The sequence below is a fragment of the Actinophytocola sp. genome, from assembly GCF_045807065.1.
In the GTDB taxonomy this organism is placed as follows: Bacteria; Actinomycetota; Actinomycetes; order Mycobacteriales; family Pseudonocardiaceae; genus Actinophytocola.
Genome location: NZ_JBJMIE010000069.1, coordinates 1 through 7,170, shown reverse-complemented (window position 1 = coordinate 7,170; position 7,170 = coordinate 1). Strand labels below are relative to the sequence as shown.

Sequence of the window (7,170 nt, the reverse complement as noted above, 5' to 3'; positions counted from 1 at the left end):
GGAGAAGCGCTTCGACGTGCTCGTCTGCACCACCATCGTCGAGAGCGGCCTGGACATCTCCAACGCCAACACGTTGATCCTGGAGCGGTCCGACGTGATGGGCCTCTCGCAGCTGCACCAGCTGCGCGGCCGCGTCGGCCGCGGTCGCGAGCGCGGGTACGCGTACTTCCTCTACCCGCCGGAGGCGCCGCTCACCGAGACCGCCCACGACCGGCTCGCCACGATCGCCCAGAACACCGAGCTGGGCGCGGGTATGGCGGTGGCCATGAAGGACCTGGAGATCCGCGGCGCCGGCAACATCCTCGGCGCGGAGCAGTCCGGCCACATCGCCGGCGTCGGCTTCGACCTCTACGTGCGGCTCGTCGGCGAGGCGGTCGAGGCGTTCCGCAAGCACGCCGGCGCCGAGCCGGGCGAGGAGGAGGAAGAGCTCGCCGAGGTGCGGGTCGACCTGCCGGTCGACGCCCACATCCCCCACGACTACGTGCCGGGTGAGCGGCTGCGGCTCGAGGCCTACCGCAAGCTCGCCGCCGCGCCGGACGCCGACGGGCTCACCGCCGTCGAGGAGGAGCTGCAGGACCGCTACGGCACGCCGCCGCTGCCCGTGCGGCGGCTGTTCGCGGTCGCCGCCTTCCGGCAGAAGTGCCGCGACCATGGCGTCCGCGAGGTAGCCCTGCAGGGCAGCTCGATCCGGTTCGCGCCCCTCGAGCTGCGCGACTCGCAGCTCGTCCGGCTGCGGCGGCTGTATCCCAAGGCGAACTACAAGGCCGTGAGCCAGCTCGTCACCGTGCCGCGGCCGACCGAGGGCGCCGCGGGAGGCCGGATCGGCGCTCCGCCGCTGCGGGACGTCGAGCTGCTGGAGTGGTGCGCGAAGTTCCTGGAGTCGCTGGTGATTGCCCCCGCGCCGGTGGGATAGGGGACTGTGAGAGGCTTGGACACCGTGACGAGTGTCCTTCACCGTGCCGTAGCGCCGTTTGCCGCCGTGATCGCGCTGGTCGCGACGCTGTCCGCGTGCGGGAACGGGCCGAGCCAGGTCAACTCCGCTGTCATCCTCGGCGACCACGTGATCTCGGTCGACCAGGTGCAGAACCTGGTCGACAAGGTGGTGAAGGAGCCGGCCGCGCGCGGCCTCGCGCAGCAGCACAAGCTCGACCTCGTCGCGCGTGAGGCCGTCGGGCAGCTGGTGGTGCACGAGATGCTGACCGACGTCGCCCGCCGCGAGGGCGTGCGGGTCGACGACGACAAGCTCGCGGACCTGCGCGCGCAGAACCCGTTCGGCCAGAAGCTGACCGCGGGCAGCGACGTGCCGACCGAGCAGCTGGTGCCGGAGCTGGTCTCCCGGGCCCGCGGCTTCGACGCCTACGCCAACGACCAGCTGCTGCTCGACGGGCTCGCGAAGAAGCACCTCGGCCGGGAGAGCGCCAAGTACAACCTGGTCGTCGTGGACAAGGCGGACGAGGCACGCGCGCTCGCCGAGAAGATCGCGGCCAACCCGAGCCAGTCCGCGGCCCTGATGCGTGCCGCCTCCCAGAAGTCCGCCCAGCCGGTGGTCCAGCTCGACAAGGACGCGACCGGCGGGGACGGCGTCTACCTCGCGGCGCCGAAGAACTCGGTGTTCGTGCTGCCGAGCAGCCAGGGCGCGACGGGTGGCGGCGGCTACCAGATCGTGCACGTGCTCTCCACCGAGACCGCGTCCTCCGTGCCGTCCGACGTCGATCTGAGCCAGATCACCGAGGACCAGCTGCCGACGCTCGGCCGCTTCGTACTGCGGCCGCACATCATCGACAGCGGCATCAAGATCAGCCCGCGGTACGGCGTCTGGAACGACCTGATGCTGACCGTCGTGCCGAAGAACGAAGCCGAGGTCTCCGGCTACGTGGTGCGGCCCAAGTCCAGCACGCCCTGACGGCGTCGACCGTGACGTCAACAGCTCAGGTGGCCGAACCCATCCAGTCGGGCTCGGCCGTCGTGCTGCTCGGGCCGGGCGGGTCGGTGCCGGGCGCCGCGGTGCCGCTGCTTCGGACGGCCGTGTCGGTGTACACGACGGCGGAAGCGCCATCGCCCACCACGTTGGCCGAGGAGGCGCTGTCCGGATCGGTCGTGTTGCTGACCGAGGACCTGGACGAGCCGGCAGCGACCGCTCTGCTGGCGCGGGGTGCGTCCGTCGTCCGACCGGAGCCGGTCCACGGCGGCACACTGCTGGACGCCGTCGCGGTGATGAACCGGCTGCGCTCGCCGGGCGGGTGCCCGTGGGACGCGGAGCAGACGCACGAGTCACTCCGGCAGTACCTGGTCGAAGAATGCTTCGAACTGCTCGAAGCCATTGAGGACGGTGACCGGGCGGCACTGCGCGAAGAGCTCGGTGACGTCCTGCTGCAGGTCCTGTTCCACGCACGTGTGGCGCAGGAGTCGCCGGACGAGCCGTTCTCCATCGACGACGTGGCCGCCGAGCTGGTGGCGAAGCTGGTCGGTCGTCACCCGCACGTGTTCGGTGGCGGTGATCCCGAGGTGCGGGACGCACGCTCGCAGGAACACCGCTGGGAACAGCTGAAGCAGCAGGAGAAGAAGCGGGAGTCCAGTGTGGACGGCGTGGCCATGGGGCAGCCTGCACTCGCACTCGCCGCGAAGCTGGTGCAACGCACGGCTCGCGCGGGTCTGCCACCGGACCTGCTGCCCGGCTCACCGTTGTTCGCCGCGGCCGCACGGGCCAAACTCGCCGGCGACGACCCGGAGGGCCTGCTGCGCGCGGAGGCTCGCCAGTTCGCGGCGAACGTCCGCACCGCCGAACAGGCGGCCCGCTCCGCGGGCGTTGACCCGGCCGGCATGGACGAGCCGGACTGGCGACGTTTCTGGCCGCGCTGACCTTGGTGCTGGTGGAGCGCTGAGTTCGTGTCATGACTCCACGATGGGGCCGGCACACCCCGCCTGTCACGGACATACCCGTGCGAAAGGGACTTTCGTGCGGGTTTCTCGGCACGACCGCCTCGGTGCGCGCACCAAATCAGCGGTCTCGGTCGAGTTCGTGCATTGCGTGAACCGGAGTGGGCCGATTCGGTTTCTTCTTCCGATTGGGATGCGGCGATCGTCACCCCGTTGGCCCGCGCGGCCACCGCGACCGCCGGCATGCCGGGTCTGTGGATCAGGCAGCGGTTGAGCGGCGCCCACAGCCGGCGAGGGGCGCCTGGGCGGGCAGGACGAGCGCGGCGGCGGTCATCACGACAGCGTCGGTCGGCTTAGCGACCTCGCGGTCAGGAACCCTGATGTGACCTGCCGAATGCCGAGGCTGTCCGTGCCGGTCGCACCTGGGAAAGTAGCGGTGGGAACGGTACGAACGGCCCTTTCGCTCGGGTTCGGCCCCAGATGTCGCCCTTTTTCTCGTGGCGATGTCGGTGATCGCGGCTAACGTGGCGGCCGTGAACGACTCGTACCTCCGCTTCCCCCACCTCCACGGCGAACTCGTCACCTTCGTGGCCGAGGATGACGTGTGGCTCGCGCCGCTCGGCGGCGGCCGTGCCTGGCGGGTCTCCGCAGACCAGGTCCCGGTCACCTCGCCGCGGTTCTCGCCCGACGGCTCGCAGCTGGCCTGGACCAGCTCGCGTGACGCCGAGCCGGAGGTGCACGTCGCGCCGGTCGACGGTGGGCCGAGCCGTCGCCTCACCCACTGGGCCGACGTCAACACGGACGTGCTCGGGTGGACCGCGGACGGCGAGGTGCTCGCCGCCAGCTCGGTGGGGCAGCACAGCATGCGCCGGACCTGGGCGTACGCCGTCAACCAGGACGGCGTCTTCCGGAGGCTGCCCTACGGTCCGGTCGGCGGCATCGCCACCCGGGAGGACGGCGCCGTGCTCCTGCTCAGCGCCAGCTCACGCGAGCCGGCCTGGTGGAAGCGGTACCGCGGCGGCACGGTGGGCAAGCTGTGGCTCGACGCCGACGGCACCGGCGAGTTCTCCAGGATCCTGACCGAACTCGACGGCAACCTGTCGTCACCGATGTGGGTGGGTGACCGCATCGCGTTCCTGTCCGACCACGAGGGCGTCGGTGACCTGTACTCGTGCCGCCCGGACGGCGCCGACCTGCGCCGCCACGCGGTCGACGCACCCGGCGAGTTCTACGCCCGCAACGCCACCACGGACGGCCACCGGGTGATCTTCCACCGCGCCGGGCGGCTGTGGCTCGTGGACGGGCTGGACGGCGATCCGCGGGAGCTCGACGTGCGGCTCGGTGGGCCGCGGCTGGGCAGGACTCCGTACCCGGTGCGGGCGGTGGACGAGCTCGGCGACGTCGGGCCGGACCAGACCGGCCGGGCGAGCGCGGTCGAGGTGCGTGGCACCGTGCACTGGCTCACTCATCGCGACGGGCCGGTTCGTGCCCTGTCAGCCGAACCGGGGGTGCGGGCCCGGCTTCCGCGCACGCTCGGTGAACAGGTCGTGTGGGTCACCGACGCGGAGGGCGAGGACGCGTTGGAGATCGCGCCCGTCGACGGCGTGGCGACCTCGCCCCGCCGCATCGGCGTCGGGCGGCTCGGGCGGGTGTTGGAGCTCGCCGCGTCCCCGGACGGGCGGCGGGTCGCGGTGGCCACGCACGACGGCCGCGTGCTGCTGGCCGACGTCGACAGCGGTGATTTCCGCGAGCTGGTGCACACGACCGACGGCGATCCGTGCGACCTGGCGTTCTCGCCGGACTCGTCGTGGCTCGCGTGGTCGCATCCGGGGCCGAGCCCGTTGCGCCACATCAGGATGGCCAGTACCACCGATCTGTCCACAGTGGATGTGACACCGCTGCGGTTCGTGGACACCGACCCCCAGTTCACGGTCGACGGCAAGCACCTCGCGTTCCTGTCCGTGCGGAGTTTCGACCCGATCTACGACACGCACGTGTTCGACATGTCGTTCCCGTACGGTGCGCGACCGCACCTGGTGCCGCTCGCGGCCACCACGCCGTCGCCGTTCTCGCCGCAGCTTCGAGGTAGACCGGTGGAGGAGGAGCAGCCCGACAAGGACAAGGACGATGACGACGACGCGCCCCCGCGCACCGAGGTCGACTTCGACGGCCTCGGCGACCGGGTGGTCGCGCTGCCCGTGCCGGCCGCGCGCTACGGCGGCCTGCACGCGGTCAAGAACGGCCTCGTGTGGCTGCGCTACCCGCTGTCCGGCGTGCTCGGTCACGACGGGGACAGCGAGGACGACAAGACGGTGCTGGAGCGCTACGACTTCACGAAGCGCAAGCTCGAGACGCTTGCCGACGGCGTCGACGACGTGTGGGTGACCGGCGACGGCGAACGGCTCGTGATCCGCGCCAACAGGCGGTTGCGGGTGCAGGCGGCGGACCACAAGTCCGACTCGTCGGACGACGGGGACGACGGGGTGCGCGTGGACCTGTCACGGGTGCGCGTGCAGGTCGACCCGGCGGCCGAGTGGCGGCAGGCGTTCGACGAGGCCGGCCGCCTGATGCGGGACCACTTCTGGCGGGCCGACATGAACGGCGTCGACTGGGCGGGCGTGCTCGACCGGTACCGGCCGCTGGTCGAGAACGTCAACTCGCACGACGAACTGGTCGACCTGTTGTGGGAGGTCCAGGGCGAGCTGGGCACGTCGCACGCGTATGTGACCCCACCGGGTGGCGGGGCGGAGTCCGCACGACGGCTCGGGCTGCTCGGCGCGGACCTGGTCCGCGACGGCGACGTGTGGCGGATCGAGCGGATCGTGCCCGGCGAGTCGTCGGACCCGCATGGCCGGTCCCCGTTGCGCGCGCCGGGAGTCGCGGTCCGGGCGGGCGACGCGGTCGTCGCGGTCGACGGCCGCCCGGTCGATCCGGTGGCGGGACCGTTCCCGCTGCTGGCGGGTACCGCTGACAAGCCGGTGGAGCTGGTGGTGGCGCCCGGCGGGGGTGGTGCGAACCGCAGTGTGGTGGTGGTTCCGCTGCTGGACGACATGCCCCTGCGTTACCACGACTGGGTGGCGAACCGGCGGGCCTACGTCCACGAGGCGAGCGAGGGACGGCTCGGGTATGTGCACGTACCGGACATGGTCGCCAGCGGTTGGGCGGAGCTGCACCGCGACCTGCGCCTGGAGGTTCGGCGCGAAGGGCTGATCGTCGACGTGCGTGAGAACCGTGGCGGGCACCTGTCGCAGCTGGTGGTGGAGAAGCTGGGCCGCAAGATCATCGGCTGGCAGATCACGCGGGACGGCCACACGGCCGAGAGCTATCCGGCGGACGCGCCGCGCGGACCGGTCGTCGCGGTGGCGAACGAGTTCTCGGGGTCCGACGGGGACATCGTGAACGCCGCGATCAAGGCGATGGGGATCGGGCCGGTCGTCGGGACCCGGACGTGGGGTGGCGTCATCGGGATCGACATGCGGTACCACCTGGTGGACGGGACCTTGGTGACGCAGCCGCGGTACGCGACGTGGATGCGGGGGCCCGGGTGGGGGGTGGAGAACTACGGGGTCGATCCCGACGTCGAGGTGGTGATGGCGCCGCAGGACCACGCCGCTGGCCGCGATCCGCAACTCGATACGGCGATTCGGTTGGCGTTGGAGTCCTTGGCGGAGACGCCTGCGGCTTCTCAGCCTGAGTTGCCGCCGTTGCCTTGATTGTGGTTGGTGGTGGGGTCAGGCTCGGTCGGGGCCGGGGGCCGGGGGCCGGGGGCCGGGGGCCGGGGGCCGGGGGCCGGGGAGGCCGGGGAGGCCGGGGAGAGCGGGAGCCGGGGAGGCAGGGAGAGCGGGAGGCCGGGAGGCAGGGGGAGCGGGAGGCCGGGAGGCGGGGAGAGCGGGAGGCCGGGAGGGCCGGGAGGGCCGGGAGAGCGGGGGAGGGGTTGAGCGGGGAAGGGTAGGTAGGGCGGGGCGGAGGAAAGTTGGGTGGGAAGGCTGGGTGGTGGGCGAGCTGGGTGGGCGTGGTGAGTGGATAGGGGAAGTTGGGTGGGCGTGGTGCGTAGTGGGTGAGCTGGATGGCGTGGTGAGTGGGTGGGGAAGTTGGGTGGGCGAGGTGAGTGGGTAGGTAGGCGCGGTGAGGTGAATGGGTAGGGAAGCTGTGGGGGAAGGGCGAGTGGGTGGGCACTCAACTTTCCCCACTCCGCTCACGTAGCTCACCCTTCCACTCACCGTCCTAATCCTCGCCGCGCTTGGGGAGTTTGAGTGGGCGGGAAATTTGTGAGGGAAGTGAAGGGGTGGTTGG

Annotated in this window: 4 protein-coding genes; all 4 read left to right on the top strand. The window is 71.4% G+C overall.

What is annotated here, in order from left to right:
- The coding region (locus tag ACJ73U_RS03925; RefSeq protein ID WP_407776122.1) for a TRCF domain-containing protein at nt 1-913 on the top strand (913 nt) is incomplete at its 5' end.
- A gap of 24 nt (nt 914-937) precedes the next feature.
- Nucleotides 938-1,903, top strand: coding sequence for a hypothetical protein (locus tag ACJ73U_RS03920; RefSeq protein ID WP_407776121.1), 966 nt, complete (start codon nt 938-940; stop codon nt 1,901-1,903).
- A gap of 11 nt (nt 1,904-1,914) precedes the next feature.
- Nucleotides 1,915-2,859, top strand: coding sequence for a MazG family protein (locus tag ACJ73U_RS03915; protein WP_407776120.1), 945 nt, complete (start codon nt 1,915-1,917; stop codon nt 2,857-2,859).
- Between the two features lie 551 nt (nt 2,860-3,410).
- Nucleotides 3,411-6,590 (top strand): PDZ domain-containing protein, encoded by a 3,180-nt coding sequence (locus tag ACJ73U_RS03910; RefSeq protein ID WP_407776119.1) that lies wholly within the window; start codon nt 3,411-3,413, stop codon nt 6,588-6,590.
- Nucleotides 6,591-7,170: the final 580 nt, after the last annotated feature.